Below are 9,867 nucleotides of genomic sequence, written 5' to 3'. Positions count from 1 at the left end.
GTGGTGGCACAAAGCGCGAGAAGAGGTTTCGAACTCATATAACATGTCTCCAGAAATCGGGATTGGCACGCCAATCGGCGGGCACGCGGGCCTCGCCGGTGGCGCCGCCGCCAAGGATGGGAAGGAGGTCGCCGAGCGCAGAGAGGTCCGCGTCGACAAAGACGCTGTCGCCCGCCGAGCGGACAAGCGCTATGCGCTGGCCAATAGTGGGTTGCACGAGAAGTGCCGCCTCCTTGGCGTTCACGCGCAGGAAGTCGTAATCGGAGATGGTGGCGCGGTCGTTCGGGAAGAGGATCTGGGTAGGCACCGTCTCGACGATGGTCTTGCCAACGCGGGAATCCCGCAATTGGCTCGGATACTGCGTCATCATGATCACGACGCAGTTCATCTTGCGCAGTGTCACCAGCCAGTTTTCCAGCCGCGCCCCGAAGTAGGGATCGTCCAAGAGCTTCCAGGCCTCGTCGAGCACGATGATGGTTGGGCGGCGGTCTTCGACCACGCGTTCGATCTGGCGGAAGATGTAGGAGAGGACCGCCATGCGCTCGGTTGTCATATCGAGGATCTCGGTCATGTCGAAACCGATGATGTCGGAGGCCAGTTCAAGCCCGGCACCGTATTCCGGCTCATCGAAGACCCAGCCATAGCGCCCGCCCGGGGCCCATTCGGCGACGCGGGACTGTAGCTCGCCGTCGTCATCGAGCGACTGAAACAGCGTCTCGAAACTCGCGAAGCGTCTGAGCGAGCCCTCGGCATGGGCATTTTGCGCGACCGCGCTTTGGATTTGGCGGGATTGCTCGCCCGTGAGAGTGCCACCCCGGGAAAGAAGGGTGGAAAGCCAGTCCGAGAGCCAGGCGCGGCCACGTTCATCGATCTCGGTATCGAGAGGGTTCAGGCCGGAGGGCACGCCGGCCCGGATTTCGTTATAGCGGCCACCAAGGGCGCGCACGGCCATTTCGAGACCGCGATCCTTGTCGAAGAAGAAAAGCCGTGCGCCGACCCTCTGCGCCTGCGCTGCGAGAAAGGCAGTGGTGAGCGTCTTGCCGGTCCCGGTGCGCCCCAGAACCAGCGTATGGCCAACGGTCGGTTCCTTGCCGGGGCTGCCCGCCTCGTGGAAATTGAAGCGGTATCCCGATGTGCCGACCGTCGGTAGGACCGAGATCGTCTGGCCCCAGGGCGACTGGTCAGGTCCACGCCCCTCGACGCTGCCGTGCAAGGCGGCGAAGTCGGCGAAGTTGATCGAGGAGATTGGCGTCTTGCGCGCCCGGTATCCGAAATTGCCGGGCGATTGTGCAAAATACGTCGCCTTAAGCGCCATGTTCTCGCGCACGATCACCGACATGATTTCCTGACCCACGCGCTTGATCTGGGCGGCGGCGCGTTCGAGCGTGTCGCGGTCCGGGGCATAGACGGCGATGGAAAGGTGATGGTCTCCGAAGGCGATGCGGCCTGCTTCCTGGTCGTCAGCCGCCTGTCCAAGCTGTTCACGCAGGGAGACGGCGGCATCGTCGGAGGCATGCATCTGGCGGATAATTCGCTGGATGCGTTCGGCCATGATGTTGTTCGGGATCGGGCTGAAGGAGTTCGTCAGCACGATGTCGAGCGGTATATCGAGCGCGTCGAGAAGCGTGACATCGGTGAGGGCCGGATAGGTCTTTATCGAGAAGAGCGCACCGTATTTGACCTGACCGGTCACGGCGTCGGTCAGGGTGACCACGTCGCCATCAAAGGTCGCGCGGCAATCGCCCAAAGTGTGCGAGAGGGGCAGGGCGCTTTGCCCGAAGGCTACGGGAGAGAAGCTGCCCGCGTTCAACGTGTTGAGATAGCCCAACCATTCGCCGCCTGACTTCGTGAGCCTCACGGGGTTGGCCGGCGCAAGCGCAACCTCGAAGAAGCCCATGACCTCGTTCAGCTCCTGCATGCGTGTCGCGCGATCCTTGACCCAGGCCTTGCGGGCCAGCGCCCGCAGGAGCGGGATACGTGCGGAGATGTCGGGACGCCGAATGACGCTGAGATAGAGCTGACGCTTGGCCGGGCGCAGGTCTTTGACATGGTCTTGCCAGCGCGCATCGATCGCCGCGGCGAAGCTGTCACCCTCGATGGGGCGCATCCCGAGATTCTGCGGGACTGAGATGCGGTGGATGTAGAAGCCAAAGGCGTTGCCGGTCTGGGCGACGATGGCGGCTACTGCACGTTTGAGCGCGTCGAGTCGCGCGTCTTCGCTGGTCATCGGATTGAGACCATCAAGGCGCAGGGTCGCCAAAAGATCGCCCTCGCGCAGGACCATGACATCGTCATCCGCGAGCGCGAAATACGGCAGATGCTCCGCGAGATAGCTTTCCCGCGCGAACTCCCTGCTGCCCGCTTGAAGGAGTGCCGTTCCGTGAGTGGAAAGTGTGCCCGCATCAAGCGCCAAAGCTGTCACCTCCGTGCAGGGCCCGGTTCTTCGTCGGGCGCACCGAGCCGTAGGAGACGCGCAAGACCTCGAAGAAATGCGGCTCGCGGTCGGCGACGAACCAGAGGATTGGATAGGCGACGAGACCAATCAGGAAGAAGATCATCGACTTGGTCCAGATAAAGGGCAGAACGACCCCGGTCGCCAACACCACGAGGTATCCGACAGGGAGACCCAGATACTTGGGCGGGCGGGCGAGGCCCAGAAAGAGGGGGGATCGTTCTGCCACTGCTCTACTCTGTTCTCAGGAAAAGCCGTCGACGATGGTGCCGGCCGAGAAGATCAGCACGATCCCGATGATGACCGAGGCAAACCAGCCCCAGTTGAGCCGCCCCATCATGCACATGAAACCGGTGCCGATGACCGCGAGCGTGGCGACCGCGATCCCGATGGGACCGGTCAGCGCGGCCTCGACGGTTTCCAGCATGGTCTGGATCGGCGACAAGTCCTGCGCGAAGGCAGGGCTTGCGAAAGCCGCCAGGGTTGTGGCGATGGGCAAGAGGCGGCTGAGGCGATGTCGAAGCATGCGAAATTCCCTTGTTTTACTGAAGATCGATGAGGACGGGCGCGCGGGCTGGAACCCGGTCTGCGACGCGGATGTCCTGAGCGGCAACGGGCGTGCCCGCGAGCCGGGAGCGGATCCAATGGATGCGCGCGATGTAGTCGCGGGTCTCGGCGAAAGGCGGGATGCCGGAATACTCGACCACCCTGTGCGGCCCGGCGTTGTAGGCTGCGAGCGCCAGGTTGATGTCCTTGAACGTACCGAGCTGCGCGAGCAGGTAGCGCGCGGCGCCGTCGAGGTTCTGGGCGGGATCGCGTGGATCAACCCCGAGAGAACGGGCCGTGTCCGGCATCAGCTGGCCGAGACCATAGGCGCCCTTGGGGCTCACGGCGGTCGGGTTGTAGCTGCTTTCAGCTTCAACCAAGGCGCGGAACAGGATCTGCCAATCGTCGGCACTCAGACCAACCTGGCGCAGGGCGCGGTTCCCTTGGTGGCGGACGGCAGTCGTCTGGATCAGCGCTAAAATGTCGTCGCGACCGGAAGGCAGCGAGGCCAGAACGACCTCGGCCTCAGCACTATCATCCAGACCAGCCCAGGCAGGCTTCGCGCCGTGGAATGTCCAGCCCGAAGTCCGGGCCGTGCCGTCGCGGCCGAAGGCGATAACGTCAGCCGCGCACCTCGAGGGTGATGTTGTAGTCAGGACCAAAGCGCAGATCGCGCCCATCACCGAACTCGAGATGATGTTTGAAGAGCCCCGGCCATATGTTGAAATACCGCGGCTCTGGCCCGTGCGGGGTGATCCTGGTCGACACCAGAATGGCTTCCGGCTCGCCCTCGCGCAGGTAGATGCACTGGTAGCGCGGCTTGCCATCGTCCGTGAACCCCACGAGTTCATACCGGCAGCGGAACGCGATGCCCTTCTCGGACAGGTCTTTGACACCATCGATGGTGATCAGGATCTGGTTGCGCGCTATCGGCATGTTCGGACTCTCCCCACGAGAGCCCTTCTACTTCACGACACTAAGGCCATAAAGTCATATAGAGTCAATACGACATATTGCAGATAAATACATATTGCGAGATAGTCTGCGCGACTTTTGCGGGAGAGCGACATGAAGCGACAGGCGATTGCAGCGGCGATGGGAGTGATGGCGGTGTTTGGTGCCCCTCAGAAGGCGCAGGCCTATGACATCGACTGCGCCATCATGCTCTGCATGGCGGGTGGTTTCCCGCCGAGCGCTGTCTGCGCGCGGGCCTATCGTACCATGATCCGCCGCATCACGCCCTGGCCAAGCCTGCCGCCATTCGGGGTCTGCACCTTTGCCCATGTGCCGGTCGAGCTGGGTGGACCCGGCGGAGAGGGTGAGCTCGACACCAATCTGCCGGAATACGAATGGCTGAACCGGACCCATGTGATCTGGTTCACCGGGCGCTCCTACGAGCCGCGTGATGAACCCCGTCAGTGGGATTGGTCGGTCCGCTCCTGCGATCGCGAAAACCGGACCTGTCGGTACATCCAGCGGGTCTACGGGTCCCACACGCCCTGGCCTGCGACATTCGTCTCGGAAAGCGGTCAGGAGATTTCCTATCCAACGGGTGGCGGCTTATGGCACTCCTATTCTCGAAGCATCTTGGTCGAATATGGCGACTACGAGGGTAATATGGCTCAATCGAATTGGTATTCTTACTGACTTTCGCCTTCGGGCAGCTTGAGAGAAACTGGCCGTACGATGACGATACTGACGTCGTAGCTCTCCGGGTCGACAAACTGGTACCGGCTCACGGACCCGTCATTCCAGCGGAAGTCGGTGAACACATGGCTTTCCTGCATTCCGTCGATGATAAATCCTTCCTGAAATGGCCAACCCGTTTTCTTCTTAACCATTGAACTCCTGCCATAGCGTTAGTCTACCAATTGTAGCGCATCAAGTTCGTACCGACCGAGGACTGGCAGGAAGTAGCTAGCATCTTGTGAAGAGCTTAGCTGGCATGTTTACGCCCCTCCAGAAGGTAGTTATAGATGATTGACGTGCCAGTAAGGAAATCGGTGATTTCCATGGCTTCATTGGGATTGTGTGAGCCGTTTCGGTTACGGACAAAGACCATAGCCGTCGGTACACCTGCATTCGCGAAGACCGCTGCATCGTGCCCACCACCGGACGCCATAACCATGGGCTCCAACCCTGCTTGCGCCATCGTCTCTTTCAACCCAGCGACAATCTGATTGTCCATGTGGGCCGGCGCCGAAGTGTTGACTTCACCTAAATCGAAGCGCACGCGCCGGTGTTTTTCGATCTCGGATAGTTCGCGAGATAGCATCTCGCTCATGCCGATTAGCGTTTCGGAACTTCGGCTGCGGATGTCTAGCGAGAAGTCGATATAGTCGGGGATGCGAGAAAGGGCGTTCTTTTCCGGATCGGTATGTACGACACCAGAGGTTAAGACAAGGTCTCCGCCATTTTTAATAATCGACAGCCAAGCTTTGTCTAACCGCGACAGTAGGTCGGCCATGGCGAGTACCGGGTCTCGCCGGAAGGCACGCGGCACAGCACCCGAATGTCCCGACTCGCCAATACAGCGGATACCTTTGTACCGAAAGTTGCCGCGTATGCTCGAAACTACAGCAGCCGGAGTATCCTTGCCAACCAGCAAAGGGCCCTGTTCGATATGCAATTCAATAAATTCGATGATGCACCTCATATCAATCAGGGCCTTGCCGGCGCGCACAGGTGCAACATCGACGCCGACTGCTTGCATGTGGTCGGCGAGGCTTCGCAGGTCGCCCTTGTGTGTCGCGGCCAACTCGGCGTCCTTTAGCACGCCTGTCAGCGCTTTCGAGGCGATATAGCACGGCCCGAACCACACGCTCTCTTCGCCCCGCATGGCTATCACCTTAACCGGACGGCTAAAGCGCTCGCCGTTTCCGCGCGCGCGCAGAAGGCAAATTAGGCCGGCAACTACACCGGCCAATCCGTCGAAATTGCCGCCCATCGGCACGCTGTCTACGTGGCTACCGACCAGCACGAATTCCTGGGCGTCGGCATCCTTCGGTAGGCTCATCACAAGATTCTTGCCTGCATCGAAAACCGCCACCAAGCCAAACGCTTCGCATACGGATTTGAGGTAATTGAGCGCAGCCGTTTCGATTTCTGAAAATGCGGGGCGGCTGACGCCTACCGTGTCCGGACTGAGCTTAGCGATATCTTCAAACAATTGTTCAGCAAATTTCGCTTCATCGTTAATCCTTGGTATGTCTGAAGCCTCGGTCATGGTGCGGTCTCCATGAAGACGATTGGATCGGCGGAATTGCTGTCGCGAACTGAACCGATCAACTCGTACAAATCGGAGATGTCGTTCCCGATCATGTAGGCTTCTAGGTCGCTGATAATTTTGGGCATGATCGTCGGGTTGATGAATGTTGCTGTACCAACCTGCACTGCGGATGCGCCGACAATAAGGTATTCTAACACATCTTCGACTGTGGAAATGCCGCCGCAGCCGATCACCGGGATCTCCACAGCTTTGGCGCATTGATACGCCATGCGCAGCGCGATGGGCTTGAGTGAGGGACCTGAAAGCCCACCCATCAGGTTTCCCAGCCTCGGTTTCCGCGATTGGATGTCGACGGCCATCGACAGTAGCGTGTTAGATACCACAAGCGCATCCGCCCCCGCCTCCTGTGCCGCAAGTGCAACTTCGATGGTTTCGCCGGTGTTCGGAGAAAGCTTGGCCCAAAGCGGCAGACTTGAGGCATCGCGCAATTTTGTGATCACCTTGTGCGTGGGCGAAGGCCGCATGGCAAATGCTTTGCCGTCATCCTCAATGTTTGGACAAGAGATATTCACTTCGATCGCGTCTACCCCAGGCACCGTAATCGCTTCGCAGATTCGGGCGAAATCGTCGGTGTTGTGGGCGGAGATGCTGACCACGAGTGGTGCATCATATTCTCGATAGTAAGGGATGACATTTTTGATGAAATGGTCGATTCCTTTGGACGGAATGCCAATGGAATTCAGCATCGAGCCGCGAACTTCACAAATGCGGGGCGTCGGATTGCCACCGCGTTGTTCGTAGGTGATAGTCTTAGTCACATGTGCGCCGAGTTCGTTCATGTCGATCACACTGGCAAGTTCTTCGGAAAAGGTTCCGGACGCTGGCATGATCGGGTTCTTAAGAGTTACTGTGCCAAGCTTTGTGGTTAAGTCTACCATCCCAATGCCTCCTGAATGTCGAAAACCGGCCCTTCACAGCAAACACGCTCCTGGACGATCTGATTGTTGCGACGGAATGAGCGGACACAGCACTGGCACATACCCAGTCCGCAGGCCATCTGCTGTTCCAGAGCAATTTCACCAGGGATTCTGTGGTGGGCACCGATCTCCTGCAGAAGCGCGAGCATCCTGTTAGAGCCGCACGTATACAGCGCATCGACCATGCCGGCGCCAATTTTATCCTGAATGAGTGCCCTGATGTTCTCCATGCCTGACGTGCCTTCGGCATCAGTCACGGTGATCACATCGGCGCCCATTTTGCGGAAGAGATCGACTGACATCAGCACGTCTTCCGAGCGTGCGGAGCAAATTGTCGTCAGCCTTCGGCTACGACGCCGCGCCTCTTGCGCAAGTGGGGCAAGGGTTGCCAGGCCGACACCGCGAGCAACCAGCAACAGGTGCTGCCAATCCTCCCTTATGGTGAAGCCCTTTCCCAGGGGCCCTAGGATGTTGAGGCTTTCGCCAGTCACAAGTTGCGCTAGCGCGCGGGTGCCTTCGCCTGTAACCTTGTAGAGAAAATGCAACTCGCCCTTTTTAGGGTGAAACCCGTAGATGCTCATAGGGCGACGAAGGTATGGAGCATTCTCAGATGTGACGGGGCAGAGTAAGTGAAAGAACTGGCCGGGCTGGCAATTCAGCACATTTTGCGGTGCATCCAAGACCAGAAGGCGATATTCGCCATTTACTTCATTGTTTCTTTTGACGCGGGTTTCGACTTCGTAGGCCTTCCCGTTCGCTGGGGAGGATACCCCAACGTTCTTGCAAGTTATTTTCATTGTTTATTCCCTTTTATCCGATTTATCCGAAGATAAGCTTCGGAACGAAAAGCGAGATGTCGGGTACGTAGGTTATGATTAGAAGTACAACCAGGTTGACAGCAACAAACGGCCAGACGCCTTTGATGATGTCCATCACAGGCTTGCCTAGCATCGATGAGGCGACGAAGATATCCAATCCGAACGGCGGAGTTATCATTCCAAGCGAAATGTTGAGTGTAACGATCATGCCGAAATGAACTGGGTCGACACCAAGCGAAGTCGCGACTGGAAAGAGCGGGGGCACCAGGATCAACAAGGCCGAGTTTGGATCGATGAACATTCCGGCAATAAGAAAGCAAATATTGACCACCAACAGGAATGTCAGTTGCCCGGCGTCGAGCGCCGTCAGAAGCCCGTTGATTTGGGCAGGCACCTGCGCCAGCGTGACAAAGTAAGAGATCAATCCACCCATGGCCAGTAACACGAAGATGACCGAGGTGGAGATGGCGCTCTGCTCGGTGATGCGGACCAGGTCGCCAAAGCTGAAGTTTCGGTAGACGATCATCTCAACAAAGATCGCGAAGATGACGCTTACAGCGGCCGCTTCGGTCGGGGTTATGACACCCGAGTAGATGCCGCCAAGGATAATGACAGGCATACCTAGCGCCCAACCAGCAGTCTTTGCTGCTTTCGCGCGCTGTGTCCAGTTTGTCTTAGGATCACCCTCAATGCCGCCTCTGCGTGCTTCGATCATGACATAAACCGCGAACGCGGCACCGAGAAAAAGTCCGACCGCAAGACCGCCGGCGAAAAGACGCGCAATAGAGGTACCGGTCATCCAGCCGTAAATAATAAATGTGATTGACGGCGGAATCAGCAGTGCTGTCTCTGCACTCGACACCAAGAGACCGAGGCTGAACTTGTCGCTAAACCCGGATTTTCGCATTTCAGGGTAGACCATCTTGCCCATGGCGGCGACAGTTGCGGGCGCTGAGCCTGAGACCGACCCAAATGCCATGGAGCCCCCGATCACGGTATGACCCATGCCGCCGCGGGTGTGTCCGATCAGTGTGCGCACAAAGCCCGTGAGGTTGCGAGCGATCTGACCGGAACTCATTAAATGCGCGGCAAAAATAAAGAACGGAATGGCCAACAAGGTTGTATGGTCGATCCCGCCGAAAATCTTTTGAATCACCGCGACGTCGGGCAATTTACCAAAATAGGCTTCTTTGACGGCCAATGCGGGAATTCCGAGAACGAGAAACATCTCGAAGCCTAAGACTAGGAGTATCAATGCAAGGACTGCTATGAGCGCAATCATACTTCCAACTCCCATTCGTTCATGTCAGTTCGGGAGAAGCGGTTTATCATACCGAAGAAACTTAGTCCGAAGCGCAGGGCGAGCAGGAGAAATCCCACCACCGGAGCGAGATAGGCATATCCCGTCGGAATGTTCAGGGTCGGGCTGGCTTGTCCGGTGTCAAAAACGAATAAGGCGAGACCGTATCCCAACCACGCCAAGTAGATAGAGAACAGGAACCCGGAGGCGTCGATTGCTTTCATCAGGACCGTTCTAAAGGCAGCAGGTAACCGGTCTCGCAGTGTGTCGATACCAACATGTTTCCCTCGTTCGAGAGCGAGGCCGAGACCAAAAAATACTAGGTAGACATTCATTAACCGCACGGCCTCCTCGATCCAGGCGAATCTGCTGGCGAACGTTCCGCCGATTTCTCGGGTTACAACACCGAAGAAGAACAAGCCTGACATTGTCAGAAAGAGGGAAACTAAGACCATTCGCTCGGCCATCCTGAGATAGGTCATCGCGTCGATTATCCTTTTTCAGTCAGGTGCAAGGAGACGCCAATCGCGGTTTGTTTTTCAGCA

Annotated in this window: 12 protein-coding genes; 1 reads left to right on the top strand and 11 read right to left on the bottom strand. The window is 58.0% G+C overall.

Features of this window, described 5'->3' with window-relative positions:
- Positions 1-34: 34 nt before the first annotated feature.
- The 5 genes from ACR0MP_RS20435 to ACR0MP_RS20415 are packed head-to-tail and all read right to left on the bottom strand — an operon-like array spanning position 35 to position 3,934.
- Entirely contained in the window at positions 35-2,413 is a 2,379-nt protein-coding gene (locus ACR0MP_RS20435) for a VirB4 family type IV secretion/conjugal transfer ATPase (protein ID WP_480887883.1), read from the bottom strand.
- Positions 2,403-2,681 carry a VirB3 family type IV secretion system protein gene (locus ACR0MP_RS20430; RefSeq protein ID WP_480887881.1) on the bottom strand — a complete coding sequence of 93 codons (279 nt, stop codon included), beginning with the start codon at positions 2,679-2,681 and terminating at the stop codon, positions 2,403-2,405. Before ACR0MP_RS20430 ends, ACR0MP_RS20435 begins: the two co-directional genes overlap by 11 nt.
- A 15-nt stretch (positions 2,682-2,696) precedes the next feature.
- A complete protein-coding gene (locus ACR0MP_RS20425; RefSeq protein ID WP_480887880.1) occupies positions 2,697-2,978 on the bottom strand; it encodes a TrbC/VirB2 family protein in 282 nt (93 codons plus the stop codon).
- Between the two features lie 16 nt (positions 2,979-2,994).
- Complete coding sequence (locus tag ACR0MP_RS20420) at positions 2,995-3,678, bottom strand: lytic transglycosylase domain-containing protein (RefSeq protein ID WP_480887878.1); 684 nt, start codon at positions 3,676-3,678, stop codon at positions 2,995-2,997.
- Positions 3,620-3,934, bottom strand: a complete 315-nt coding sequence (locus tag ACR0MP_RS20415) for a hypothetical protein (protein WP_480887877.1) — start codon at positions 3,932-3,934, stop codon at positions 3,620-3,622. Before ACR0MP_RS20415 ends, ACR0MP_RS20420 begins: the two co-directional genes overlap by 59 nt.
- Positions 3,935-4,066: 132 nt before the next feature.
- Here ACR0MP_RS20415 and ACR0MP_RS20410 point away from each other — a divergent pair, with 132 nt between their 5' ends.
- Positions 4,067-4,645 carry a hypothetical protein gene (locus tag ACR0MP_RS20410; RefSeq protein WP_480887875.1) on the top strand — a complete coding sequence of 193 codons (579 nt, stop codon included), beginning with the start codon at positions 4,067-4,069 and terminating at the stop codon, positions 4,643-4,645.
- On the opposite strand, the gene ACR0MP_RS20405 is transcribed toward ACR0MP_RS20410, so the two are convergent.
- The 6 genes from ACR0MP_RS20405 to ACR0MP_RS20380 all read right to left on the bottom strand — a co-directional run bounded on the left by ACR0MP_RS20405 (position 4,639) and on the right by ACR0MP_RS20380 (position 9,804).
- A complete protein-coding gene (locus ACR0MP_RS20405; protein ID WP_480887873.1) occupies positions 4,639-4,839 on the bottom strand; it encodes a hypothetical protein in 201 nt (66 codons plus the stop codon). The two genes, ACR0MP_RS20410 and ACR0MP_RS20405, sit on opposite strands and share 7 nt — an antisense overlap.
- Before the next feature lie 95 nt (positions 4,840-4,934).
- Complete coding sequence (locus ACR0MP_RS20400) at positions 4,935-6,224, bottom strand: hydantoinase/carbamoylase family amidase (protein ID WP_480887871.1); 1,290 nt, start codon at positions 6,222-6,224, stop codon at positions 4,935-4,937.
- Complete coding sequence (locus ACR0MP_RS20395) at positions 6,221-7,165, bottom strand: dihydroorotate dehydrogenase (protein WP_480887869.1); 945 nt, start codon at positions 7,163-7,165, stop codon at positions 6,221-6,223. Before ACR0MP_RS20395 ends, ACR0MP_RS20400 begins: the two co-directional genes overlap by 4 nt.
- The gene (locus ACR0MP_RS20390) at positions 7,159-8,001 is read right to left on the bottom strand and encodes a dihydroorotate dehydrogenase electron transfer subunit (protein WP_480887867.1); all 843 of its coding nucleotides are present in this window, start codon (positions 7,999-8,001) and stop codon (positions 7,159-7,161) included. Before ACR0MP_RS20390 ends, ACR0MP_RS20395 begins: the two co-directional genes overlap by 7 nt.
- Before the next feature lie 22 nt (positions 8,002-8,023).
- Complete coding sequence (locus tag ACR0MP_RS20385; RefSeq protein WP_480887866.1) at positions 8,024-9,304, bottom strand: TRAP transporter large permease; 1,281 nt, start codon at positions 9,302-9,304, stop codon at positions 8,024-8,026.
- Complete coding sequence (locus tag ACR0MP_RS20380) at positions 9,301-9,804, bottom strand: TRAP transporter small permease (protein WP_480887864.1); 504 nt, start codon at positions 9,802-9,804, stop codon at positions 9,301-9,303. Before ACR0MP_RS20380 ends, ACR0MP_RS20385 begins: the two co-directional genes overlap by 4 nt.
- Between the last annotated feature and the right edge of the window lie 63 nt (positions 9,805-9,867).

This window comes from Ruegeria sp. K3, assembly GCF_056531845.1.
Note: the sequence above shows the minus strand (reverse complement) of the source record. Positions and strands in the feature narration are given on the sequence as shown.

Excerpts from the sequence above, each read along its gene's own strand:
- ACR0MP_RS20400 (WP_480887871.1), bottom strand. The coding sequence starts at position 6,224 with ATGACCGAGGCTTCAGACATACCAAGGATTAACGATGAAGCGAAATTT.
- ACR0MP_RS20385 (WP_480887866.1), bottom strand. The coding sequence starts at position 9,304 with ATGATTGCGCTCATAGCAGTCCTTGCATTGATACTCCTAGTCTTAGGC.
- ACR0MP_RS20415 (WP_480887877.1), bottom strand. The coding sequence starts at position 3,934 with ATGCCGATAGCGCGCAACCAGATCCTGATCACCATCGATGGTGTCAAA.
- ACR0MP_RS20425 (WP_480887880.1), bottom strand. The coding sequence starts at position 2,978 with ATGCTTCGACATCGCCTCAGCCGCCTCTTGCCCATCGCCACAACCCTG.
- ACR0MP_RS20380 (WP_480887864.1), bottom strand. The coding sequence starts at position 9,804 with ATGACCTATCTCAGGATGGCCGAGCGAATGGTCTTAGTTTCCCTCTTT.
- ACR0MP_RS20395 (WP_480887869.1), bottom strand. The coding sequence starts at position 7,165 with ATGGTAGACTTAACCACAAAGCTTGGCACAGTAACTCTTAAGAACCCG.
- ACR0MP_RS20420 (WP_480887878.1), bottom strand. The coding sequence starts at position 3,678 with ATGGGCGCGATCTGCGCTTTGGTCCTGACTACAACATCACCCTCGAGG.
- ACR0MP_RS20405 (WP_480887873.1), bottom strand. The coding sequence starts at position 4,839 with ATGGTTAAGAAGAAAACGGGTTGGCCATTTCAGGAAGGATTTATCATC.
- ACR0MP_RS20390 (WP_480887867.1), bottom strand. The coding sequence starts at position 8,001 with ATGAAAATAACTTGCAAGAACGTTGGGGTATCCTCCCCAGCGAACGGG.
- ACR0MP_RS20410 (WP_480887875.1), top strand. The coding sequence starts at position 4,067 with ATGAAGCGACAGGCGATTGCAGCGGCGATGGGAGTGATGGCGGTGTTT.